Source organism: Weissella sp. ESL1156 (assembly GCF_058505625.1).
The window spans coordinates 121603-145797 of record NZ_CP196372.1 but is presented as its reverse complement, the minus strand read 5'-3'; the positions used below and the strand labels follow the sequence as shown (position 1 = coordinate 145797).

19 protein-coding genes are annotated in these 24195 nt (G+C 38.4%); 1 reads left to right on the top strand and 18 read right to left on the bottom strand.

From position 1 onward, the window contains the following. Nucleotides 1-11 precede the first annotated feature (11 nt). The 5 genes from yfmH to ACSKY2_RS00745 all read right to left on the bottom strand — a co-directional run bounded on the left by yfmH (nucleotide 12) and on the right by ACSKY2_RS00745 (nucleotide 6745). Nucleotides 12-1301, bottom strand: a complete 1290-nt coding sequence (gene yfmH, locus ACSKY2_RS00765; protein WP_489877739.1) for an EF-P 5-aminopentanol modification-associated protein YfmH — start codon at nucleotides 1299-1301, stop codon at nucleotides 12-14. After that, nucleotides 1291-2556, bottom strand: coding sequence for an EF-P 5-aminopentanol modification-associated protein YfmF (gene yfmF / locus ACSKY2_RS00760; protein WP_489877738.1), 1266 nt, complete (start codon nucleotides 2554-2556; stop codon nucleotides 1291-1293). Before yfmF ends, yfmH begins: the two co-directional genes overlap by 11 nt. A 245-nt stretch (nucleotides 2557-2801) precedes the next feature. Continuing rightward, entirely contained in the window at nucleotides 2802-4304 is a 1503-nt protein-coding gene (locus ACSKY2_RS00755) for a gluconate:H+ symporter (RefSeq protein ID WP_489839818.1), read from the bottom strand. Nucleotides 4305-4505: 201 nt separating this feature from the next. Then, nucleotides 4506-5912, bottom strand: a complete 1407-nt coding sequence (locus tag ACSKY2_RS00750; RefSeq protein WP_489878211.1) for a DUF2207 family protein — start codon at nucleotides 5910-5912, stop codon at nucleotides 4506-4508. Nucleotides 5913-6199: 287 nt separating this feature from the next. Further along, nucleotides 6200-6745, bottom strand: a complete 546-nt coding sequence (locus ACSKY2_RS00745; RefSeq protein WP_489877737.1) for a LemA family protein — start codon at nucleotides 6743-6745, stop codon at nucleotides 6200-6202. Between the two features lie 239 nt (nucleotides 6746-6984). Here ACSKY2_RS00745 and ACSKY2_RS00740 point away from each other — a divergent pair, with 239 nt between their 5' ends. Further along, nucleotides 6985-7515: a GNAT family N-acetyltransferase gene (locus tag ACSKY2_RS00740; protein WP_489877736.1), complete on the top strand. Its 531-nt coding sequence runs from the start codon at nucleotides 6985-6987 to the stop codon at nucleotides 7513-7515. 185 nt (nucleotides 7516-7700) lie between these two features. Here the strand turns inward: ACSKY2_RS00740 and gntK are convergent, their stop codons facing one another. The 13 genes from gntK to ACSKY2_RS00675 form a co-directional block, all read right to left on the bottom strand. Beyond that, nucleotides 7701-9233 (bottom strand): gluconokinase, encoded by a 1533-nt coding sequence (gene gntK / locus ACSKY2_RS00735; RefSeq protein WP_489839822.1) that lies wholly within the window; start codon nucleotides 9231-9233, stop codon nucleotides 7701-7703. Nucleotides 9234-9331: 98 nt separating this feature from the next. Further along, nucleotides 9332-10300: a 3'-5' exoribonuclease YhaM family protein gene (locus tag ACSKY2_RS00730; protein ID WP_489839823.1), complete on the bottom strand. Its 969-nt coding sequence runs from the start codon at nucleotides 10298-10300 to the stop codon at nucleotides 9332-9334. Nucleotides 10301-10309: 9 nt separating this feature from the next. Continuing rightward, on the bottom strand, nucleotides 10310-12631 hold the full coding sequence (locus ACSKY2_RS00725; protein ID WP_489877735.1) for an ATP-binding protein: 2322 nt from the start codon (nucleotides 12629-12631) through the stop codon (nucleotides 10310-10312). Further along, on the bottom strand, nucleotides 12621-13814 hold the full coding sequence (locus ACSKY2_RS00720; protein ID WP_489877734.1) for a metallophosphoesterase family protein: 1194 nt from the start codon (nucleotides 13812-13814) through the stop codon (nucleotides 12621-12623). Before ACSKY2_RS00720 ends, ACSKY2_RS00725 begins: the two co-directional genes overlap by 11 nt. Nucleotides 13815-14037: 223 nt before the next feature. Further along, entirely contained in the window at nucleotides 14038-14382 is a 345-nt protein-coding gene (locus ACSKY2_RS00715) for a YlbF family regulator (RefSeq protein ID WP_489877733.1), read from the bottom strand. A gap of 49 nt (nucleotides 14383-14431) precedes the next feature. Continuing rightward, entirely contained in the window at nucleotides 14432-16624 is a 2193-nt protein-coding gene (locus ACSKY2_RS00710) for a transglycosylase domain-containing protein (protein WP_489877732.1), read from the bottom strand. A gap of 1 nt (nucleotide 16625) precedes the next feature. Beyond that, nucleotides 16626-17093: an arginine repressor gene (locus tag ACSKY2_RS00705; RefSeq protein ID WP_489839828.1), complete on the bottom strand. Its 468-nt coding sequence runs from the start codon at nucleotides 17091-17093 to the stop codon at nucleotides 16626-16628. Between the two features lie 189 nt (nucleotides 17094-17282). Continuing rightward, nucleotides 17283-18968 (bottom strand): arginine--tRNA ligase, encoded by a 1686-nt coding sequence (gene argS / locus ACSKY2_RS00700; protein WP_489877731.1) that lies wholly within the window; start codon nucleotides 18966-18968, stop codon nucleotides 17283-17285. Then, nucleotides 18968-19276, bottom strand: coding sequence for a hypothetical protein (locus ACSKY2_RS00695; RefSeq protein ID WP_489877730.1), 309 nt, complete (start codon nucleotides 19274-19276; stop codon nucleotides 18968-18970). The genes argS and ACSKY2_RS00695 overlap by 1 nt, the downstream gene beginning before the upstream one ends. 103 nt (nucleotides 19277-19379) lie before the next feature. Then, the gene (locus tag ACSKY2_RS00690; RefSeq protein ID WP_489877729.1) at nucleotides 19380-20906 is read right to left on the bottom strand and encodes a UDP-N-acetylmuramoyl-L-alanyl-D-glutamate--2,6-diaminopimelate ligase; all 1527 of its coding nucleotides are present in this window, start codon (nucleotides 20904-20906) and stop codon (nucleotides 19380-19382) included. A 34-nt stretch (nucleotides 20907-20940) separates the two neighbouring features. Further along, the gene (locus ACSKY2_RS00685; protein ID WP_489877728.1) at nucleotides 20941-21540 is read right to left on the bottom strand and encodes a non-canonical purine NTP pyrophosphatase; all 600 of its coding nucleotides are present in this window, start codon (nucleotides 21538-21540) and stop codon (nucleotides 20941-20943) included. Nucleotides 21541-21542: 2 nt separating this feature from the next. Then, a complete protein-coding gene (locus ACSKY2_RS00680; RefSeq protein ID WP_489877727.1) occupies nucleotides 21543-22841 on the bottom strand; it encodes a bifunctional folylpolyglutamate synthase/dihydrofolate synthase in 1299 nt (432 codons plus the stop codon). Nucleotides 22842-22951: 110 nt separating this feature from the next. Beyond that, nucleotides 22952-24100: a helix-turn-helix domain-containing protein gene (locus ACSKY2_RS00675; RefSeq protein ID WP_489877726.1), complete on the bottom strand. Its 1149-nt coding sequence runs from the start codon at nucleotides 24098-24100 to the stop codon at nucleotides 22952-22954. Between the last annotated feature and the right edge of the window lie 95 nt (nucleotides 24101-24195).

The following is a 24195-nucleotide window of genomic DNA, read 5'->3' as shown; positions in this document are numbered from 1 at the left end:
TCTATTTTATTTTAACATAATTCTGACATATCCGAACGGGCGATTACACTAGCAATTGCACTTGTTGGTGTCGTTTGTAAAGCCGTTAACATATCACTGATCGTCAATGCTTGTAAAATCGCAATTTCATCTTGCAAAGTCGCGTTATTAAATGTTTGACCCTCAAAACGAATCACAATCTCTTCTAATTGATTTAATTTATTAATTAACCGACTCAGCGCATCATTTTTCACTAATTCAAAGTGATCCTGTAATGCCATCACATATGTTGGTAAATCATTCAGTATTTTTGAAACTTGCATCAGCACTTCTTCTGGCTCTGCTGTTTCAGCTGCAATCGTCAGATAAGCAAATTGTCGTTCTGCATCAAATTCCGCACTAAAATTATCATCAATGAGTCCATCATTATACCAAGCCATGTATTGGGGTGAAAATTCACCAAAAACTAAATCAATAGCTAAACTACCAATCATGGTCAAACGTAACCTGTCTCGGGGGGCAAGGTTCGTAAAATCAAATTCCCAGCGCTGCCCCATAATCACCTTATTACGCACGACTGACAACTGCACTTCTAATGGTGTTGTTGCAACTGGTGCTAATGGTAAGACTGCTTTCGTCACTGATTTTGCTGGCAGGCGTTGTCCAGCCGGTGATGCTTTAATCATCGCTAACATGGCCTGTTCATCAAAAGCACCCGTAAACACAACGTCCATATTATCTGGCTGATAAAATGCATCAAACGCCAATTGCAATTGATCGGGTGTTATCTGATGGACAGACTCAGCTGTCCCGGCAATCTCTTGCCCTAATGGATCATCGGGATAAAGACGCGCCAAAATTAGCCGATAGAGGCGTGAATTAATATCATCTTCATACATATCAATTTCTTGGGTAATAATTTCTTGTTCCCGTGTCACTGTTGGCAAATCAAAATATGGTTCTTGTGTGAACGTTAATAACTCTTGTAATGGCGCCCAATTACCAACTGCTGCTGACACATAATAACTGGTGCGTGATTGTGTCGTAAACGCATTAGCATTTGCGCCAAGCTCACTCAAACGTGAAAAAGCATCATAATCCGGTTGTGCAAATAAGCGATGTTCAACAAAATGTGCCACACCTGCCGGCTGTGTGATCAATTGTTCATGTGTCATAAACGAGCGATCGCGCGCACCATAGTCGACGGTTACTACCCCGACGACCTGATGAAAATCTGGTCTTGGCAATAAATGAACACGTAGTCCATTGGCTAAAGTAAGATGTTTTTCAACCGGTAAAAACTTTTGAGGCTTAATCAACATGTTCATCTCCTTTAACTAATTCATAATGTAGTTGCCAAGTCACACGTTTGGCCATCTCTTGAATTTGTGCTGGTGTGACCGCATCGATTTGTGCTAACCAACCTTCATCAGTCACCACTTGTTGCAACAATTCTTGATTATATAAACGATCAGCTAAATATAAAGGTTGATCCAACGTCATCGTGTAAGACGTTTTTAATAACTGTTTGACCGTGTTTAATTCTTGTGTTGTCACCAATGTCTCTTGTAATCGTTGTAGTTCTTCATTAACTTTTGTCACTGTTAGTGGCAGATTTGCTTGATCAACCCCGGCTTCAACAAGCAACAATCCTGTATAAGGATTGTAATCTGAAGAAATACCGTAAACAAGTCCGGCTGATTCACGTACATTCAAAAATAAGCGTGAAATCGCCAATCCCCCGAATAAGCCATTAAAAACATTGGCAACAAAACGTTCTGTACCAGATGACGGCAACGTATAACCCAAAACTAAACGGGCCTGTGTCACATCCTGTTGATCACGTATTGACTGCACGTCAGGTAACAAGGCTTGTTGATAGTTTGCATTGAGATGCGTTTCCCTTGGCGAAAAATGAAAAACATTTGCCGTAGTGAAGATTTCTTTTGCCATCACGTCTCCAACGACAACGATATCAATACGATCATGTTGCACACTATCTTGCCAAATTTGCCAGGACTCTTTGGCTGAAATAGCCGCTAATCCTGCCAATGTCCCATAAGCTGGTAAAGATTGTGTGTTATTTGAAAAATAAGCCTTGATTGCTTCACGTAATGCAAAAAATGGTTTGTCCTCACGTAACCCTGCAACTTCATCCAGTGCCATCTCCTTTTGGCGATTAAATATCACTGGTGAAAAGCCTTCTGTCTCATCCCCCATCGGATGATTAATAACCTCATTTAAAAAAGTAAACCCTTCAGTTAATAAATGCGGATGCTTTGATGCGAAAGCTTGATGCACAAGATTTAATTGTAATCTCACAGTATGTAACTGACCCACTTTAAAAACTTCCGTCCCAAAAGCTGCTCCCGTCATTTCACTCAAAACTTGCGCCATTTTTGTCTGTGACGAATATTTTGCTGAAACAGTTTCCAACATATTACTAGCTAATACACGCGCATCCAATGTGGCCTTATTTAATTGTTGCGTAAAATTAATTGCGATGTGGGTAGTTGCAAACTGTTTGGTTGGCAAAACGTGTACAAAAACCCCCGTCTGAATTTCCTTTGTTACCACAACGCTACCTTCTCTGATAAAAATACAAGTATTTTCACTTTCATTTAAAATATGTGCTTACTCAAATAAGCAATTGTTTTTAAGTATAAACTTCCTGCAAACGAGTTACCACCTTTTCTAAGTAGGATTAACCTTTTTTTATTATGCACACGTTATGATATAAAAACTGAGGTGGCACCAATCATTTGGTGTCACCTCAGTCTATGTCAAAATGGTTTTAACCCATTCTCAACTTTTTAAATTATTTATGAAAAGATGGCTGATAGGATCAAAATAACGATCAAACCAACAACAGAAATCAAGGTTTCTAACACTGTCCAAATCTTTAATGTCTGCTTAACATCCAAATCAAAGAATTCTTTAAACATCCAAAAGCCAGCATCATTAACGTGTGAGATTCCGACAGAACCAGCACCAATGGCCAAAACAACGAAAGCTGGATTAACAGCTGTTTGACTAGCAACCAATGGTGCCACAATACCAGCTGTTGTCAAACCAGCAACTGTTGCTGATCCAACTGACACACGCAAAATCAAGGCAACCAACCAAGCAAAGATGATTGGTGATAATGAGGTGTGTGAGAATGCCGTTGCAATTGCATCGGAAATACCACCAGCGGTTAGGATACCTTTGAAGGCAGCACCACCAGCAATAACCATCAACAAGTTTGCAATTGACTTCAAGGCGTTACTCATTGAGTCACCAACTTCAGACATCTTACGACCTTGCTTAGGTCCCATTGACCAAATAGCAAATGCCATGGCAACAACCATTGCAATCACAGGATTTCCAAACATCGCAATAATCTTATCTAAGAGTGTTGGATCCGTAATATAACCATTTTGTGCAGCATGTGACATGGCTTTCCAGGCTTCATCACCAATGGTACCTGAATAAACCTGCTTTCCACCATTAACCGTCAACGTATAAATTGTTGAGATCAACATGAAGAATACTGGCATCAATGACGTTAAGATTGATAGACCAAATGATGGTGTGTCTTCTAACTTAAATGTCTTAACTTCGCCAATCGCGTCCAATTTCTTTGTAATCTTAAAGGCTTTTGGCTCAACCTTTTCAATGACGCGAGTAAACAATGGACCGGCAACTAACATCGCAATAATAGCAACAATAATACCGTACATCAATACAATACCGATGTTAGCACCAAGAATATTGGTCACAGCTGTAGGTGATGGCTGTGGTGGTAAAAATCCTTGGGCAGCTGACAAAGCTGCAGCCATTGGAATTCCTAGGTATAGCAAGGGTACTTCAGCTTCAAGCGCAATCGTGAAGACGATTGGAATCAAAACAACAAGACCCACTTCGAATAGTAGTGAAATACCAATAATGAACGATGCACCAGCAACAGCCCATTGTAGGCGTTTCTTACCAAATTTATCAATCAAAGTGGTTGCAATCCGGTATGAACCACCTGAGTCAGAAACCAAACGACCAATCATTGACCCAAATCCAAAGACGATAATCAACTCACCCATCGTACCACCAATACCGTCTTTCAAGGCATTGGCAATCCCGGCTGGATTCATACCTAAACCAACCGCAACAAGAATCGATATAATAATCAATGAAACAAATGTATTAACATTTAACTTTAGGATGAAAAATAGCAAAACGGCAATACCTAATATCAAAATTATAAATGGCCAAACGTTTAAGCCATCCATAACCCATTGATATAGACCCGTCGTTTTATCAATAGATAATCCCGCTAGCATAGTAAGCATTTATACTAACCTCTACAATCAAAAAATTTCGCCTACATGAAATTGTAAGCGATTGCTCAACTTATCCATTGTACAACTTTTCACTAATTAAAAACAATCATTTCATGAAAAAATGTCGATTGAATTCTTTATCTCAACCGACATGTTTACTCTTTTTATTGATTAATCATTTGAATATAATCATCTGCTAGCATGTTTATTCTAACGAAAATCACCACCATCAGATGAACATGTTTGTGTTGCCACACTACTACTGAAATGGCTCATTAAATGGAATGGATACATTGATCCATAATAATAAACACTATCCTGTTGATAGTTTGGATAAACTTTTGCAAGCTGATCAGCAACTTCCTCCAAGATGCCAAACGCAGCGGCAGCAATCATTAAGTCATCCCAGAGACCAACCTCTTGTGGTGTCCGCTCATCTAATAATGTAAATTCTTCTAAATAATTTTTCAATCGTGCCAAATCTTTTTCAACTTCTAAACCAGCTGGTTTCATGCGACATGATGCAATCCAATAAGCAATTCGATTGGATGAATCACGTTTCTTATCACCTGTGTGAATTTTTTTCACATCCTGAGAATAAATTAAATCGTGGTTTTCAAGGTACTCACGACTATAGGTCCGATAATCTGTCGTTAACTTTTTATGACGTGAGCTACGACCATTTAAATATTTAGCTAGTGCTTTTTGCGTCACCACGCCATTATTAGCTGCCGATGTCATCATTTTATAAAAACTTTTAATCGGCGCTGGCGCATCATTAGCCACCACCTTATCAGTTAAGACAAACTTTGCTTCGGTTTTACCAATGCTACTTGGCTCTTCTTTAATCACAAATTGTCTGTCCTTAACCAGTTGCAGTAAGGCCACTGTCAAAAAGTTATCTAAATTATCCGTAAACGGATACATCCCACTAAACAAGAGATATGTGTTATAAATACTCCCCGTTGGTATTTCACGATAGTACTCGCCTTTGGTTTGCACTTGTAATTTTTTCATTTTTGGATAATATTTTCTAAAATTCCGATATTTTTGAATGATCCAAATAATCAGCCCGATAAAGATCAATCCAATCGCAACTATGACCCACATAATTATCCGAACAGCGCGATCATTCATGATTGTTTCCCCATTTTTATAATCATGGTAATCATAGTCACTGCCTTTGAAAGCTTCTTTCATATATGAGTCAAAAGTCCGGTTAGTCCGATAATTAGTGGCATAGGTTCCTTTTGGAATCTGCACAATTATTTTGACATAATCATCTGTCGAAATATTACCAGTACTCTGCATTGTTAATTGGTTATTTTTAAAAGCAGTTTTACCTTCAAAACCGAAACCCCAAACACCATAACCATGATTAACTGAAAATTGACGATTTGGGTCATGAATAGTGACCTTTATTCGCTTAGGAGCAATTGTCACGTCGCTATCTAAGAATTGCCAAGCAATCATTTGTTCGGTTTTCGTTTGTTCCACAAAATTACTAATACGATACTGAATGCGATACTGATGAGTCCCGTACTTGGTAATGTTCCAGTTTAATTCATTACCATTTTGCCCATAACGATTCGCTTTTTTCTGTCGATTATCCTTTATCCGCCAATTATCTTTTCTTTAAAAAGCTTGACCATCCATACTAACTTGATAGTCCGAAAGTTTTTGTGGCCCAACCAATTTCACAACTTTGTATATCTCACTACTTTCATCCGCTGTCACCGACTAATCTTCAGTGATATTTGCTGTCCCTTAATCATCTAAAGAAACATCAATATTCATTTGGTTAACCGTTTGGTCTGCTTGAATACTCTGGGTGCTGCTGGCAATAAACAGTGTTGCTAAACAAGCCAGGAACATCAACCAGAGTGATTTTACTCTGATTTTTCCTATTGTGGCATCTCCTGTTTTCCTGCTGTATTTTGAAAATAAGTTTCTTTATGAAAGCCCATCGCTCCAGCAATCATAAAGTTAGGAAAAATTTGAATTTTTTGATTTAACTTTGTTACCGTATCGTTATAGACCATTCGTGACAGACGAACTTTATTCTCAAATTCACTAACAGCTGTCATTGTTTGCTGATATACCGTATTCGTTTTCAAATCAGGATATTGCTCAGCCAATGCATTAACGACCCCTAAAATACTCGCAAACTTTTGCTGATCTTCATCAATATCGGCCACTGATGCTTGATCAGTCACGGTTTTACGTTCCTGAACAATCTTTTCCAATGTCTCTTGTTCGTATGATTGATAGTTTTGCGTTGCTTGCATTAAATTCGTAATCGCATCCCAACGACTCTCAACTTGTGCCGCAATTTGTCCCATCGCATTACGCACATGCTCTCGTTGGTTTACCAAATCATTATAAATCACAATCACCCAACCAACGATGATCACAATCACAACAATTACGATTATTAACCAAATTATCATATCGTCTCCCCTCTACAAATCTCTTAAACCCGTTGCTTACAAATATCTCCATAATATCACCCACATTGATTATTTAAAAAACTAAGAATTTTATATATTAACCTTAATACTTCGTCATTTATTCACAAAACATTAAGTTCTATATTAAACATATTATAATAGTGTCATGATATCGCATTCTATGATTATTTTTCTAAACACAACACTCGCACTAAATGATATTGATTGGAGGAGAAACAATGAAAATTGCATTAAAAGAGCTTCAAAAGTCCGAATTATCAGATTTTTGGGAACTAGCATTTCGTGACCCAAATGCCGAATGGACGAACTGGAATGGTCCTTATTTTCATGATAAATTACCAACAAAAACCGCATTCACCGATTTATCACAAGCTAATAACTATTTACAAAATCCTATGAAAAAGATTATTTGGTTAGATGATCAAATGGTTGGTCTCGTTTCAGCATATTATGAAGATGCCCCACTAAATCAATGGTTGGATGTTGGCATTACCATTTACAACACAACGATTTGGCATCAAGGAATCGGTAAAGCAGCGCTAACTCAATGGTTAGATGAATTATTTGCAACAATTTCATTACCACATATTGGTCTGACCACATGGTCTGGTAACAAACGGATGATTGCATTAGCAGAAAGTATTGGACTTAAAAATGAAGCAACTGTTCGTCAAGTTCGGTATTGGCAAGGTCAATACTGGGACTCGGTTAAGTATGGTGTTTTACGTTCTGAATGGATTAAAGATTAACTAAAAAAGAAATTATCATAGTGAAACATATGATCATGCCGCCTAATTGTTGTTACAGTAAGGCTTCAGTTTTTTGGAACACGTTTAAAGGCGCTAATCTACCAGTCAAAATTGATAGATTAGCGCCTTTTTCAGCTGATCATAACGACTGATGTCTCAGCCCCATCTTAATAACTTATCAGTCATTATTTTTTAATATGTGTTCGTTGATAATCCGCAATTGCTTTGTATTCCGTTTGCAATTGACGTGACAAACGAATAAAGATTGGTGTTAATTCACGATATGCTTCATAATTATCTGGATTAGGTTGATACGTATTTGCTTCACCAACCATGTCACTGATGACATCCAAACTATCAACTAAACCAAGTGCCTTTTGTGCCATGACTGTGGCAGCCAAAGCGCCCGATTCAAAGGCCGTTGGTACGGTAACTGGTTGCTCAAAAATATCGGCAGCCATTTGACGCCACAATGGTGAACGAGCAAAACCACCAGTTGCTTGAATCGCTGACAAATCACCAACCACTTCTTCAAGAGCCAATGAAACCATGTAGATATTGAAGATAATGCCTTCAAGTACGGCACGAACCATGTGTGCACGCGTGTGATTATGTGTCAAACCAAAGAATGAACCACGGGCATTTGCATCCCAAATTGGTGCACGTTCCCCACCTAGATATGGATGGAATAGTAAGCCATCCGCACCAGCTGGAATCTTTGACGCAATTTCTGTCAACAAATCATATGAATCAATGCCTAATAATTCAGCTGTTGATTTTTCTGAGTCAAACATGTTGTCACGGGCCCAACGGAAAACATCCCCACCGTTGTTTACAGGACCACCGACAACCCAGTGGTCTTTATCCAAGGCATACGTAAACGTACGACCCTTTGGATCAATTTTTGGTGCATCAGTCACTACACGAATCGCCCCCGATGTACCAATTGTCACTGCAGCCACACCTGGTTGGATAGCATTTACGCCTAAGTTTGAAAGTGGGCCATCACCAGCACCATAAATAAATGGCGTATCAATATCCAAGCCCATTTCAGCTGCATATTGCGCCTTCATACCTGTTTCAATCGTGTATGGATCAACTGGTTCAGGTAATTGATCTTTTGACACACCTGTTACTGACAAAGCTTGTTCATCCCAAGCAAGATTGAAAATATTGAACAAACCAGTTCCAGAAGCAATTGAATAATCAACACGATTTGCACCAAACAAACGGTTGAACAAATATTCTTTAATCCCTAAGTAATGAGCTGCATTGTTATAAATATCGGCATGTTCATTCTTTAGCCACAATAACTTTGATAGTGGCGCCATTGGATGAATCGGTGTTCCTGTTTTACTATAAATTTCTTGACCAATACCATTAGCTTTTAATTCTTCAGTATATTTAACAGCGCGTGCATCAGCCCAAGTGATGACACGTGTCAAAGGCTTCCAATCAGCATCAAAAGCAATCAAAGAGTGCATCGCTGAACTAAATGATACGCCAAGAATTTGACCATCTTTTGCAGCACGTGTTACTTGTGCCATCGCATCAGTAAAAGCCTCCCAGATTTCATCTAAGTCTTCTTCAGCCATGTCAGGTGCATCACGGTATAAATTATAACCCTTATTGGCACTCGCAATAACATGTCCTTTTTTATCGAACAAAACCGCTTTCGTTGACGTGGTTCCCAAGTCAACTCCGATTAAGTAATCCATTTTTAAAACCTCTCAAATATCCATATTTTCTAGAACGCTCACCCTTAATTCTATGTAAAAATTTTACCATTTGCAAACATTCTAACGAAAAAAATTTTCTAATCTGTTGCAGTAGTGAAACCATTTTCATTCGGATGATAAATTGATCGATTATCTAACGCCCATTGACGTGGTGAAAATTCACCTGGTGCTGTCTCGTTAAGTGCATTATCAAAGCTCTGCATACTAGCATCTAATTCATCTAATTGGTGTAAAATATTAGCTTCCTTCAGTAATGGTTTGACTGGTGAACCATATTCTAATTGACCATGATGAGCCAATACAGTGTGACGTAACAATAGCATATCTTCACTTTGTAAATCAATTTTTAAGTCAATGGCCGCCATTACAATTTCTTCATCAATTAACACAATGTGACCAATCAAATTACCAGCCACAGTATATTTTGTCGCCACAGGACCTGATAATTCAAGTACCTTACCAACATCGTGTAAAATCGCAGCTGCATATAACAAACTTGCATTAATATTATCATATTGTTTTACCACTGCTTGAGCTAAATGAACGATTGATAAACTGTGATAAGCTAACCCACCAGCAAAGGCATGATGATTACTTTTTGCAGCTGGATATTGTAAAAAGGAATCACGATATTTATTAAGGATATGCCGAACAATTCGTTGCCAATTCGCATTCGTAATCTGAAAAATAATTGCCGATACTTCTTCAGTCATTTCTTGTTTTTTCATCGGTGCCGCTGCCACAAAATCTGCTGGGTCTTGTGGTTCACCAATTTGACTTGATCGAATTGAAAGTACCTTTAATTGTGGCTTATCCTGATAAGCCTGACGAACAGCCTCAATATACACTACCGTACCCGCTTGTAACTCTGTTGCTTCAGTCTCTGTTGCGTCCCACTTCATTCCTTTAATTTCCATTGAACGATCAGCTAACTGTAAGGCAAGATATCGCTTTCCTTGTTGGGTCACACGTGCATCAATTTCTTTCAGTAATACAAAGGTGTCTACTCGTTCATCTAACTGATAATCTTTTAATTGTTTTGTCAAAACATCCTCCTATTGCTGGTGCGTCAACACTAAGGTATGCTGTCCTGGTGTCGGCTGGGCTGTGAAATAAAATATTTGTTGTTGTGATGAAGCCAATGACGTTAATAATGTCAACATTGTTTGGCGACGTTGCTCATCAAAATCAACAAAGGCATCATCAATTAACAATGGTAATTGCAATACTGTCATAACACTCTTAACAAATGCGAGCCGTAACGCAACGTACAATTGTTCAGCTGTTCCTTTGGATAATTGATTCACGCCTAATGATTTGCCATCATCACGTATCACTTTTAAGAGTGTCTTAGTTGTTTGAACAGTCGTGTATCGTTGGTTGGTCAACTCACGTAGTAGCACACTCGCTTGTGCTAATAAATTGGGTAAACGATCCGCAATGGCTGCATTTAAAGCCTGTTTGATCCATTCACTACCCAGACGATCAACAAAATACGACGTCAACTGTTGGTTAACCGTTGTCAGTTGATTAGCAACAAGTTGTTGTTGGTTTTCAATGGATGTATCTGTCTGTAGGTTTTGCAATTGCACATTAATTTCAGCTAATTGCTGATTAACTTGATTTTTTTCTGTTTGAATCTGTTGCAGCGTTGTTTGAGACTCGGTCATTGTGTCATCTGCACTTGCAACGGCTTGTGCCGCTAGTTCATGCATATCAGCTCCCTGCAACTGTTCTTGCAACATATTCGCTTCACGTTGCAAATCATTAATATGTCGCTGTGCTTCACGCCGTTGTTGTAACATCGCTGCGTCTGACACACCTAGTGTTTGATACAAGTTTTGCAATGTCTGTTGCAAGTTTGCTCGTTGTAATTGTTGCTCACTCATGGTTTCTTGCTTAACATGAATATCAGCTAATCGTTTTTGATATTCATTGACTGTTAATCCCTCGCCTAACCACTGTAATGAGGCTTTCACATTCACCAATTCTGGCATAATTGCTTGTTGTTCATGAATCAGTTGATTATTATCGGTCATTAAATCAGTCATTTTTTGAATATCTGCTTGAGCAGACAAAATTTCCGAGGCAGACATGTGTTGGTATGTCGTTGGTAAAGTTGTATCAGCCATTTGCGATGATTGTCCTGTCGCATGACCAAACCACCAACCGATCAAGGCACAAATGATTAACGCTAGGATTCCTAACACTATCTTTCCCAGTACCGCCGCACCAATCAATAAGACAATGCCAATCAACACTGCTATCACAAACCAAGCAACATGAAATGTTGTCTGAGTTGGTTGACCTGTTAACTTTTTACGTTGCTCATCAGTTAATATTGGTGGTATCTGTGTCCAATGATATTTTGTCATCAATTCATTTTGTATTTGAACGGCTTTTACTTGTTGCTCAGCTAATGATTGTTGTTGACGCTCAAGTTTTTCAAGTTTACGTAAAGCCACCGTTGCTGATTCAACTTGTTGTTTGGTTACTGCGGTCGTGACCATCATATCATCTAAGGTAGCCAACTGTTGTCGGACACGATCTGCTTTATCTGCTAGTGTTAAATCTAGTGGTTTGCCTGTTGCCTTAACTTGTTGATTAATGCGTTGCCAACGCCGATAAACAGGTAGCAAATGGGTTTGTTTTTGCTGATGAGTCATTTTTGTTTGCACCTGTGTCTGGCGTTCCTGTAAACTCGTCAAATGCTGTGAAAGATGATCTGCTTCAGCTTGTAATTTTTCTAATGATGGCTGTTGTTGAATTTGAACTTTGAGTTGTTGTCGTTGTGTCGCCAACTGTGCCAAAGATTGATTTAATTCACGATGAGCTGTTTTTGTTGTACCAAATTTACTAGTGGCTCGCTTATCCCATTGGTTAGCCAACTCTAACCAATTTTGTGCACCGGGTGTTGCTAATGTACGCAAATAGGCTGAAAATTCATCTGGTTTCAGTGAAAAGATATTCATTAATGCTTCTTGATCAAAACTAAATATTGCGGCATATAGTTCACGATCAACTGGTCCTAATAATTGTTGCAACATGGCTTCAGGATCTGCAAATAGTTGTCCTGTTGCGACCGTCTTCAATGTGGTCGTAGTTTGCGTACGCCCTAAACGTTCCAATTCGTATAATTGTTGGTCAACTTCGAATTGCATGCTGCCACCATATGGTCCCTTATTTAACGGTTCATATGTATTTATTTTGCGGCCTTTCGCCTGAGGAAATCCAAACAACATATCGAATAAAAACTGATGTAAAGTGGTTTTACCAGCCTCGTTAAGACCTTGAATAACTTGCAAACCTTGTTCAAAATCAAATGTTTGTTGATTAAATTGACCGAAACCAACAATATGCACCTGTTTAATCCACATGATCATCATCCCCCATCTGGGCTAAATGTAATTGCGTCTTGACAGCAATCTGTAACGCTTGTAACGTTTGTTCATTTAAAAAATGATCCAGCACTGCCACATCCGTTACCTGTCTCAATCCCAATTTTTGTAATTGTTCTAAATTAAAAACCGTTGCAATGGTTTGTTGCCAATATTGCTCATCAACTGCTGGTAAAGTTGTTGGTTGTTGCTCTGGTTTTGGTTGTACATCATAAATAAAAAACATATCCGTTGGCTGTGCGGCCGCCACAAATTGTGCTAATAATTGTTGATTCATCATAGCTGATAACACCGTTGGCTGATTAGTTGCAATCTCCAGTGAAATCAGTTCGAACTCATCTTTAAAAGCAAATTGTTCACGAACATATGCCACAATCGTACTTAAATCACGATCTGTCTGAATCTGCTCGTTAACCCAAGTAATTGGTGCAACTGGCGTAAAGACTGGTATCAATTGATTACCTTGACTTTCAACCATGTAATATCCTTTCGCACCTGTTTCAGTTTTATCAAGTCCTTGAATACTACCAGAATAACCGATAAACGGTTGTTGTTGTAATGTTTCGCGGACATGGATATGACCTAATGCCCAATAATCATAATGTTTTTGTTGCATTGCTTGTAAGGTAAACGGCGCATATTGACCAGTGCCAGTTTCACCTAACGCACCATGATAGATACCAATTTGCCAATCTGACTGAGTATCTTTCATAGGAAATTCAGCTAATTTATCAGTTGTTATATGACGTTGCGTGTAAGAAAAGCCGGTAATGGCAACCCTTTCGTGTGCTTGCGTGGTTAACATGTATGTCGTCACATCAGCTGGTAATAAGATCACGTTATCCGGAAATTTTGGTAGTCGTTGCCAATCTGCCACATAATCATGATTACCAAAACCAATATAAACGGGAATTTGAACTTCTGCTAATCGTTGGAGCTCGCGGACAATATCTAATTGTGCTCGCGCATCGGGGGTTGTTGTATCAAATAAATCACCTGCTAAGACAACAAAATCAACTGCAGCAGTAATTGCATCATCTACCAAACGATGCACAGCCGTTTCCGTTGCGGTTTGTAACTTTTCAGTTAACCATTTTGGTGTCATTGATAAACCACCAAACGGATTACCGAGATGTAAATCTCCAGCATGAATAAACTTCATCTTTTTGACCCCTTTTTTGTTTTAGTTTTATTATATTGGAGATTCATTGTAAAAAAAAGCCTGATTAAAGTGTATTCACGATTAGCATTCTGTATCACTTATTTTAGACAAAAGAAAAGCAGTCATTCATCGATTTCTACCGATAAGTGACTGCTTCCTTTATGAGAATGAGACAAAAAACGTTTAAAGACATCATAACGACTGATGTCCCAACCTCATATCATTAGTTTTGACCGTACAATTCTGCAATTGGCTTTGTAATGATATCATTGATTTCCATCAACAATTGGTTCAAGCCTTTTTCAGCTTCAAGCATCTTCTTTAACGAATCATACTTCTCCATCTCGCTGGCAATATCTTGCCAAGCTTTGACTTGATTTTCTTCTGGCTCACTACCCGATTGTACTGCCTGATTAATTTGTCCTTGTGCTTGTTGAAAACGTGCAAAGACTGCTTTTGCTTCTGGCTCTTGCTCAACTGCATCAATTGCGTCACGTAGCGTCTTATATTGGGCTGTCTCACGTAAAGTTGATGCGACAGCATTAACATTATCATAAATATTAATCATAATTAATTCCCCATCTCTTGTAATATATCCATTATCGCATAATTTATTATTATTGTGGTAATAATGATTGAATTCCTGACCAGGCTTTTTTCGCGCCATCCTTCACATTGCTCCAAGCACTTGACGCACCACTTTTAATCTCATCTCCAATGCCTGAAATATTATCGGATAAGCCATTGCTCTTATTTGAAGCCGCATCTTCAGTTGTTGATAACTTTGCACGCACACTCTTGACACTAAATTTTGTTTGTTTTGTGTTCGGCAAAACCTGTTCAAGCGTTGTCTTCATCAACGGTCCCGAAGTTTGTGATAAGTAAGCAGAAATCGTATGACTCGCATCTGTTTCATCATACCCTGTCCAAGTCGTTACAACCACATCTGGTGTATATGCAATCGCCCATGAATCTGTGGCATTGTCACTCGTTGAGTCAGTTCCTGAAACTTCTGTCGTTCCCGTCTTACCAGCAACGTCATAACCACTCGGATCAGCTGACACCCCAGTACCGTGTGTATAAACACCTAACATCATTGACGTCATTTCATTCGCCACTCGCCTCGACCACAGACGCGTATGCTTTTCTTTCGCTTGGACAATTGTTTTACCAGAAGCATCAACAATCTTAGTAATGAAATGACCTTCGCTCATTTGACCACCGTTGGCAAAACTTGTATAAGCTTGCGTCAATTGTAATGGTGTCACACCCTTTTTCAACCCACCAATTGCTAACGCAAGATTCTTATCTGACTTGGTTAATGGTAACCCAGCCTTAATCCCTGCATTGTAACCAGCAGAAACACCCATTTGATCAAGCAACCAAACTGCCGGAATATTATAAGAATTCTCCAACGCCTTGTACATTGGAATCGCCTTACTGGTGTAATTACCATAATTTGACGGTGAATAACCATTTGTTCCAAAACTCATCGTACTATTCTTCAAATCTGAATCATAAGAAAAGCCACGTGATAGAGACGGTGCATAATCAACAATTGGTTTAATTGTTGAACCAGGTGAACGTTTTGATTGGGTTGCCCGATTAAATCCCCTAAAGACGTGATCACCACGACCACCAACTACAGCTCTAACACCGCCAGTTTTCGCGTCCATGACAATTGATGCTGCTTGTGAACCTTCACCGATTGGATTAAGTGTTGCATCATCATAATCATTTTGCAAGTTGGTTTGGTCCTTTTGATTCAATGTTGTATATATCTTATACCCATTATTTAGAATGTCTTGTTCTTTTAATCCATATTTATTGATTGCTTCGTTAATCACTGAATCAAAATAATACGGATAATTATAATTTGACGTATCAACATCATGATTAGAGGCCCCAAGTGCCAAATTGGCATTGTAATTTGCTTGCGCTTGAGTCAAATACTTTGTCGACACCATATTTTGTAAGACTTGATCTCGTCGTTCTTTCGCAGCAGTCTTATAAGTCAATGGATCATAACCATTTGGTGATTGTAACATACCAATAAGCATCGCACTTTGTGTTACCGACAAGTTTGCAGCATTCACACCAAAATATTTTTGCGCAGCATCTTGGATCCCCCAAACACCATGTCCAAAGTAAGCATTATTCAAATACATTGCTAAAATATCATGTTTCGAATATTCTTTTTCAACCTGAATTGATAAAAACAGCTCACGAACTTTACGAATGACCGTTTGATCTTGACTCAAGAAGGCATTTTTCACTAACTGTTGTGTTAGCGTTGATCCACCGACCGATACGTTGCTACCTCGAATACGGTACCAAATCGTTGTCAACACACCTCGGGTCATGCCTCTAACTGAAAAACCGTGTTCTTTATAGAAGTTGCGATCTTCTGTCGCTAAAACAGCATTAACTGCATGGGGAGAAATTTGATTAAATTTCACATAGGTTCCCTTTTGACCGGACAAACTACCCGATTTATTACCAGAAGCATCATAAATTTCTGTTGTTGATTGCAAGCGTCGTTTTAAATCTGAAACATCCGTTGTTTTCGCTTCAAACGTCCCTAAAACGCTGACGACCAAGAAAATAGTCAATAGTAACGCAATCAACCAACGATTAATTTGAAATCTATGCCAAAATGGGCCAAAAGTTCGCTTCACCCAACTGCAAACTGGCTGTATAAATCTTTGATGCCAGCGAATGAATGGACCAAAGAAATGACGTAACCAAGTCGTTACTGGTATCATTTTTTGCCGCAACCAATCTTTTAATCCTTTAAAGAATGCTCTCATATCATCGTATCCATTTATTAAATTGTGCCGCTACGATTTCAGCAGCTTCTGCCGATGGTGTTGTCACATAAATCGTATTATGACCTGCGAGTGTCCCAACAACATCAGCAATTTCTGCATCATCAATCATCGCTGCTAAACGGTTCCCATTACCCTGCGTTGTTTTGACAACAATCATAAAAGCTACTGGAACAATTGATTCAGCCATATCAGCAAAGCCTTGTTCAATCTGACTACCTTCATTACTAATCGGATTATTCGCATCTACCATGACTTGGTAACGTGAACGTCCCGTGGCATCCGGTTGCCGTACAATTCGCAGTTCTTTAATATCACGCGAAACGGTCGCTTGAGTCACTGCAATACCTGCTTGTTGCAAGCGTTGCATAATCTCTTCTTGAGAATCAATCACATCATGTGCCAAAATCTCAAGAATCATTGCTTGCCGTTCTTGTTTTTTTAGAGCCATGTTTTTTTTTCCTCTTCTTCACTTCGTCATTATGACTGATGAGTTACTACCGTCACTTGTACCATTTTATCATAATCCCCGATTTAGCTTAAATTTGCCTGTATATCATCAAAAAAATATCACTGAACTCGTGACGATAAAAGGTCGAAGCAACCCCCTATTTGGTAGTTACTTCGACCCTTTTGTTCATTACATTTCTTGAGGTGCTTTTACGCCTAGTAAACGTAGTGATTCTGTCAAAACATATGAAACAGCAGTCACTAAGGCTAAACGCGCATTTCGTTGTTCATCTTCAACCAAAATCTTTGAATTAGCATAATACTTATTAAAAGCACGTGCTAAGTTCAATGCATATTTTGCAATCACAGATGGTTCGCGATCACGCCATGCACGACGAACAATATCACCAAAATTAGCCACTAACTTTTCAGTTTCCCAAACTTGATCATCATTGATAACCAAATTCGTCAAATCTAATTCAGGCTTACCAGCTTTACGCAAGATAGATTGCGCACGAGCATTAGTGTATTGAACATATGGCCCCGTATCACCTTCAAAACGAACTACTTCTTCTAACTTAAAATCAAAGTTACCGATACGTTCATTCATCAAATCATGGAAGACCACGGCACCAGTACCAACTTCATGTGCTACTTCTGCTTTATTTGCAAGATTTGGATTCTTTTCGTTGATTTGATCTGTTGCCAATTTAACAGAATCAGCTAACACATCTTTCAATAAGATAATTCGTCCTGAACGTGTTGACAACTTTTTACCATCAACCGTAATCATACCAAATGAAATATGTTCAATATCATCTGACCAAGCATAGCCCATTTTCTTCAAGACTGCCTTCAATTGCATAAAGTGCTCACGTTGTTCACCACCAACCACATACAATGATTTCACAAAGTTATAGTTGTTCTTACGGAAAATTGCGGCTGCCAAATCACGTGTCATGTACAAAGTTGCACCATCTGTTCGTTGAATCATGGCAACATTTAAATTCTGATCACTTAAATCAACAACTTGAGCCCCTTGTGATTCAACTAGTAAGTTCTTTTCTTTTAATGTCTCAATGACTGTGTCCATTTTATCGTTATAAAAGGCTTCCCCATTGAAAGAATCAAAATCAATATCTAACTCATTGTATAATTCCATGAACTCTTTCAAAGATTCTTCACGGAACCATGACCACAACCGGTGGGCTTCTTCGTCACCATCTTCAAGCTTTTTGAACCAAGCACGACCTTCGTCATTCAATTCAGGTTGAGTTTCGGCTTCTTTATGGAAACGTACATAATACTTTACCAATGTATTAATTGGATCAGCCTTTACCTCTTCTTCAGAACCCCAACGCTTATACGCTGACATCAGCTTACCAAATTGTGTTCCCCAGTCACCTAAATGATTAATTTTAATTGGTTGGTAACCATTGGCTTTCGCAATTTCTGCTAAAGAATTACCAATAACCGTTGAACGAAGGTGTCCCATTGACATCGGCTTTGCAATATTAGGTGATGACATATCAATAGTGATATGTCCTGCTTCACCATCAGTATTATGACCATAATCTGAATCACGTAGCACTTCAGCTAACGTATCAGCACCAAATTGGGCTTGATCCAAAAAGAAGTTAACATAAGGGCCAACCGCTTTTACTGCTTTAAAGTTGTCCGTAGCAATGGTTGCAACAATCTCTGTGGCAATTTGTTGCGGTGCCATGCGTCGAGCTTTTGCTAGTAAAAATGTTGGAAATGCATAGTCACCCATGCTGGTATCCTTAGGTACTTCAATTTTTGAAAGAATCGTTGCATTATCCAATTCAGGAACGACTGCAGCAATTGTTTCTGCAATTTGATTCTTATAATCCATTAAGCATGGTCTCCTTTAGCCTTTTCTTTATCATCTTCTTCAGCGTCATCTTCTGAAGGGCGTGGTGCCGGATTATCTGTCTTAACCAGGATCTTAGTCTCTGACATCCGTAATACCGCGCGATGGTTATACTCATTCACAGTCGCATCATCTTCTGGATCATTTTCAGTAATGACTACTAATAATGAATGTTCATAAATTTTTTCAACGATCCCTTTAAAGTCATGTTCAAAATTTGCAAATTTCTTACCGGCAACAAAATCACCGACATCAAATTCAGACGTATTTTCTACTGGTTCTTTAGCCATGGTGCTATCCCCTTTACTTTATCACTGAGGTTTTTTTAAATGATTAATCGTTCGTCATAATTACGACAATTCTATAGATTATAACAAATTTTTACCCCAAAGACTAGCGCTCTAGTTCAGAAACGACGCGATTAGCAACCGCCCAGTCATTTTCATACGGTGTATCGACTCCGTTTATCTTTTGATATTCATCTAATCCTTTGGCGGCTAAGACAACAACGTCATCTGGTCTAGCACTTTGAATAGCTGCCGTAATGGCAGTTGTTCGATCTAATTCGCGGTGAATTGTCACAGCCGGATTTGTAATCGTTGCTTGAATTTCATCCGCAATTTTTGCTGGGTCTTCATACTGTGGATCATCACTTGTCAGATAAACAATATCGGCTCCTTCACTGACGGCTTTACCAATACCTGGACGACGTGACACACCTTTGTTGCCAGGTGCTCCCACCACAATAATCAACTGATTCACTGACTCGTTTTGTCGCACAAACTGTAATAGCGCCGTAATTGATGCATAATTGTGTGCATAATCAACATAGATCGTCCCATGAGCTTGTGTGTTCAATACTTGCATTCGACCTGGTACTTTCACAATTTCAAGGCCTTCTGCCATGGCAGGTGCATCAGCCCCCACTAAACGTGTTGCAATCATTGCTGCTAACGCATTACTCTGATTAAAATCACCTGGCATATTTAACTTGTATTCGCCAGCAATGTGTAAATGGGCTGCTTGTTGACCAACTTCACGTACTTTAAAGACACTGCCATGAAGGTTTGCTGTCATCGTTTCAAAATAAGCATCTGCTTTCGGTGAATCCACATCTTCTTGGCCATATAGCCAAATACCATCACGAGGCACCGTTAATTCAGCGTGCGCAATCAGTTCACCAAAATGATCTGTATCCACATTAAGAACGATTTGTTCCGAATGATCAAACAACATCATCTTATGTTGTAAATAATCTTCAAAGGTAGGATGTTCATTTTCACCAATATGATCTGGACTAATATTAAGAAAAATACCGACATTGTACCGTAAGCCATAAACCCGGCGCATCTTAAAGGCTTGTGATGACACTTCCATCACCATATGTGTCATACCATTATCAACTGCCTCACGCATCCAACGAAATAAATCAAGCGATTCAGGTGTCGTCAAATGTGCCCGATAATGAAATTGTGGCTCATTCCCTGTAATCACTTGGAGCGTTGATGATAAAGCCACTTTGTCATGTGTAAACGCCCGTAAAATATCGTAAGCCATGTAAGCTGTCGATGTTTTCCCTTTTGTACCAGTAATGCCAATCAATGCTAAGTCATTTTGTGGATAACGATAATATGCCATTGCAACAATACTCATCGCTGCTGGCACATCATCTGCCACCCAAGTTGGTAGTCTTGAAGTATGTTTAAAATCTGCTGGGGCGACAATGGCAATGACCCCTTTTGCAATGGCATCTACTAAATACTCAGGTTTGAAATTACCTTTGATAAATAGCAGTGTCCCTGGTAAAACATCTTTCGAATTGTAGGCTAAATGTTGTATCTCACCATCATAATTGGGTGCTGATATCAATAAATCTTGATCAGCTAATAACGTTGTTATGTTATCTGCAGTGAGTGTCATCACGCTTAGTCCTCTTTTCCTATTTTATACTTTATTATAATATGCCAGATTGTTGTAATTGTGTCTTCATTTTTATTGCTGCGCGACCACGGTGCGCATAGTGAACACGCTCAGGTAAATCAATCTCCGCCAAAGTAAGACCATTTTCTGTTTCTAATAATTGATCAAGCCCATTTCGATGGCCACGTGGTACTTGAACCAATTTTATACCGCCTTTACCCTGTGAAGTAAACACTTGGTTATCTGGTGTTATCACCACAAAATCAGCTAATAAATAAGCTTCTCGCGACACATATTCTGGCATTTGTTGCAACACATATTGATTAATTTCATCATCTCCATGTAACTGGTGGGCTTTAAATTCTCGCATGGTGGTGACACCAAAATGATCTGGAACGGCAGGTACAAATAGTGCTGAATCATCAGCTAGGATATATTCTGCCGGTAATAATCGATGAATCGTTTGCGCCTTAACTAACGCATTGGTTGCCATATTATCCGTCGTTTCTGCAGGAAAAGTCACTTCAGCAATCAATTGTCGATAATTTAAACCGACTAATCCTAAAATTGCTAAATATCGAATCATTTCATCAGTTTTATGCGTGTTATTTGAAGCAATCACAAATCGTGGCATCCTTATATTCCTTCTTCCCTTTCAATCGCACGTAATGTATAAAATGACCCTGTGACAACAATCAGTGCTTCAGAAGATTCTCGAACTTGCCGAGCTAATGTAATCGCAGCAGTGGAATCATCCGCAATTTCAACATCTACATCACTCATCATGACAATTTGTGCAGCAAGTTCGTCGGCCGACATCGCATTTTTAGCATCTGGGGTTACCGTAATAACCGTTGAAACATAAGGTAGTAACTCGTCTAACATATCAATATAGTTTTTACCCTTGATTAATCCCAAAATAACGATGGGCTTAAACGGTAAATGCCATGAACGAATAGCAGCCACCAAACTGGTAATGCCGTGCGGATTATGAGCACCATCATACAAAATATTATGTTCACTATCAAATTCCATACGACCCGTAATCTTAACGTGAGACAAAGCTTCTGCAATCGCCATATCTGTTAAGGTAATGCGCTTATTTCTGAGAATTGTCACAACTTGTAACACTGTACTCAGGTTATTGGCCTGATAGGCACCCGTCAAAGACAATTTCAAACCCTCAAATTGATCAACATTAAGTACTAATCCCTGTGGTGAAGATCTCACAAGGGTAATTTGGGGCTTGGGATACGGATTCCAAATGGCACCAACAGTTTTTGCTTTCTCATGCAAAATGTTAAAGACTTCAATGTCTTGACCGGGATAATTAACAACCAAACTGCCTGGTTTGATCGCCCCTGCAACATTTTCTGCAATTTTTAAAATATCATGTCCGAAGAAACTAGAATGGTCATCAGAAATTTTTGTCACGGCAACCACTAGGGGCTTTTCAACAACATTAGTTGCATCACCAGTACCACCTAACCCAGCTTCAATAATTGCAAATTGGACTTCGTTTTTAGCAAAATGACACAGTGCAATCAACGTCCACAATTCAAATTTTGTCAAAGTTTGTTCATCACCACCATGATTTTTAATTTCAACCATGATCCGCTTGTAATGAAACATCACTTCTTGTTCACTAATTAATTTGCCATTAATGGTCACAACTTCACGATCTGACAAAATCGCTGGTGTTGAAAAATGGCCAACACGATAGCCAGCCGTTACCAATATTTTACGTAACATCACTCCCGTTGACCCTTTACCATTTGAACCCACAATGTGAATTACTGATAATTGCCGCTCAGGGTGTCCTATCCACGATAAAATCTCTTTTAACATGCCTACACGACTATGCTTACTTGGTGATATTTGCCAGTCGTCACCTAAACTTAATTCAAGTTGTCGATACGTTTCTACCGTCCCCATCAGCCTATCCGTCCCTTTTTTATATGCTTTTCTAAGAAATCATTTTATCACAAGAAAACCTCGAAAGTTACTGTTACTTTCGAGGTTTATTTGAAAAAGGCATCTTTTAATCAAATCGCTTTGGATGAAGAATCAATTTCATCTAAAAAAACTTCTTCTGTCTTTAAGGATATTTTTTTGCGATATTCACTAGGTGTCATACCTAACGTTGTCTTAAATACTTGAACAAAATGACTAGTCGTCGCAAAGTTTAACCTCGCAGCAATGTATTTTATACTAAAATTCGTTGTTAATAACATCTTTTTCGCAATTTCAATTTTTTCTTTTAGAACATATTGTTTAATTGTTACGCCATACTTTTCTTTAAATTTCTTATTCAAATATCTTTCTGAATAACCAAAATAGTCACTGAGTTCTTGTAACGTTAATTTCTCACTAATATGTTCTTGAATATAACTTTTGATTTTTTCAGATAATAATAAATTATTTACTATAAAGTATCTCTTCATTTCATTAAAGTAATATAAAGTGATATTTTCTAACCACAAGTTAAATGAAATTTCTGTTTCTTGCATTTCAATTTTTGCAAGAATTCGATTATAAATATAGTAAGCATTTTCGACAGAATAATTATGCCGGATAGCAGACTCATTTAGTATTGATATATAGGCAATTAACGTATCTTTTTGGCCACGCAGATAATGTTTTTCGCCAAACATTGCCCCATATTGTTTCATTCGTAATTCAGACCTTAAGTAATAAATTAACTTTTCTTCATCTTGTTGATCGAATGCATCTAATAATTTAACTAAGTTATTATGCATTTCTTGTTCCTTTATTGGATCAAAATCCGTTGATTTATCCTTTTTTTTCATGGCATCATCCAAATAAAGTGAGTAAAGTGGCCAATCAGGTGCACTTTCTTCCTTAAACAGTTGATAAGCAAATTGCAAAATTGGTTTTACTTGTGGTGCCAGTGTAAATAAAGCGAGATTCCTGCTTGAATATAATGGTGCCGATAATTTTGGTTGCATCACTAAATATTCTTGATTGCCAAAATTAATCACTAAATAATAATTATCAGTATCACGCACCAGATTAAATGATTGATCAACACACACGTCTAAAATATGATAGATGCGCGTTGATGAATGGCTAATGAGGTTCCCTTGTATTATTTTACGAACATTTTCTTGATAATAATCAATATCCATTTCTAATAATTGCCCCAAAAACTTTAAATTACATAATGTATCCATGAACTTATCCCTGCATTTTTTTAATTTAGATCATCAACAATCATTACAAGTAACAGTATGAAATATTTCAATCATAAAAGTTACATACCAATGAT

What these genes read in the sequence shown, in the direction of transcription:
- yfmH (WP_489877739.1), bottom strand. Translation starts at nt 1,301, where the DNA reads ATGTTGATTAAGCCTCAAAAGTTTTTACCGGTTGAAAAACATCTTACT.
- ACSKY2_RS00755 (WP_489839818.1), bottom strand. Translation starts at nt 4,304, where the DNA reads ATGCTTACTATGCTAGCGGGATTATCTATTGATAAAACGACGGGTCTA.
- ACSKY2_RS00745 (WP_489877737.1), bottom strand. Translation starts at nt 6,745, where the DNA reads ATGATAATTTGGTTAATAATCGTAATTGTTGTGATTGTGATCATCGTT.
- ACSKY2_RS00740 (WP_489877736.1), top strand. Translation starts at nt 6,985, where the DNA reads ATGAAAATTGCATTAAAAGAGCTTCAAAAGTCCGAATTATCAGATTTT.
- gntK (WP_489839822.1), bottom strand. Translation starts at nt 9,233, where the DNA reads ATGGATTACTTAATCGGAGTTGACTTGGGAACCACGTCAACGAAAGCG.
- ACSKY2_RS00725 (WP_489877735.1), bottom strand. Translation starts at nt 12,631, where the DNA reads ATGTGGATTAAACAGGTGCATATTGTTGGTTTCGGTCAATTTAATCAA.
- ACSKY2_RS00720 (WP_489877734.1), bottom strand. Translation starts at nt 13,814, where the DNA reads ATGAAGTTTATTCATGCTGGAGATTTACATCTCGGTAATCCGTTTGGT.
- ACSKY2_RS00715 (WP_489877733.1), bottom strand. Translation starts at nt 14,382, where the DNA reads ATGATTAATATTTATGATAATGTTAATGCTGTCGCATCAACTTTACGT.
- ACSKY2_RS00710 (WP_489877732.1), bottom strand. Translation starts at nt 16,624, where the DNA reads ATGAGAGCATTCTTTAAAGGATTAAAAGATTGGTTGCGGCAAAAAATG.
- ACSKY2_RS00705 (WP_489839828.1), bottom strand. Translation starts at nt 17,093, where the DNA reads ATGGCTCTAAAAAAACAAGAACGGCAAGCAATGATTCTTGAGATTTTG.
- argS (WP_489877731.1), bottom strand. Translation starts at nt 18,968, where the DNA reads ATGGATTATAAGAATCAAATTGCAGAAACAATTGCTGCAGTCGTTCCT.
- ACSKY2_RS00695 (WP_489877730.1), bottom strand. Translation starts at nt 19,276, where the DNA reads ATGGCTAAAGAACCAGTAGAAAATACGTCTGAATTTGATGTCGGTGAT.
- ACSKY2_RS00690 (WP_489877729.1), bottom strand. Translation starts at nt 20,906, where the DNA reads ATGACACTCACTGCAGATAACATAACAACGTTATTAGCTGATCAAGAT.
- ACSKY2_RS00685 (WP_489877728.1), bottom strand. Translation starts at nt 21,540, where the DNA reads ATGCCACGATTTGTGATTGCTTCAAATAACACGCATAAAACTGATGAA.
- ACSKY2_RS00680 (WP_489877727.1), bottom strand. Translation starts at nt 22,841, where the DNA reads ATGGGGACGGTAGAAACGTATCGACAACTTGAATTAAGTTTAGGTGAC.
- ACSKY2_RS00675 (WP_489877726.1), bottom strand. Translation starts at nt 24,100, where the DNA reads ATGGATACATTATGTAATTTAAAGTTTTTGGGGCAATTATTAGAAATG.